The 254-nt window shown below is 53.1% G+C and carries 2 tRNA genes; both read right to left on the bottom strand.

The features are described 5' to 3' along the window. Positions 1-58: 58 nt before the first annotated feature. A tRNA-Val gene (locus HMPREF2608_RS06735) sits at positions 59-134 on the bottom strand. Positions 135-173: 39 nt separating this feature from the next. After that, positions 174-250, bottom strand: a tRNA-Asp gene (locus HMPREF2608_RS06730). Positions 251-254: the final 4 nt, after the last annotated feature.

Here is a 254-nt window from a genome sequence, read left to right as displayed (position 1 = left end):
ACTCTAACCAACTGAGCTACCACCGCGCATCCACTGTCAAAGACAATGAAAGGAAACTTGGTGGGTGATGACGGAGTCGAACCGCCGACATTCTGCTTGTAAGGCAGACGCTCTACCAACTGAGCTAATCACCCGAAAAAGGGAGATACTGAAAAATCAGTATTTTTAAATAATGGCGCGGCGGACGGGGCTCGAACCCGCGACCCCCGGCGTGACAGGCCGGTACTCTAACCAACTGAGCTACCACCGCGCAT

This window comes from Neisseria sp. HMSC064D07, assembly GCF_001837185.1.
Taxonomy (GTDB): Bacteria; Pseudomonadota; Gammaproteobacteria; order Burkholderiales; family Neisseriaceae; genus Neisseria; species Neisseria flavescens_C.
Note: the sequence above shows the minus strand (reverse complement) of the source record. Positions and strands in the feature narration are given on the sequence as shown.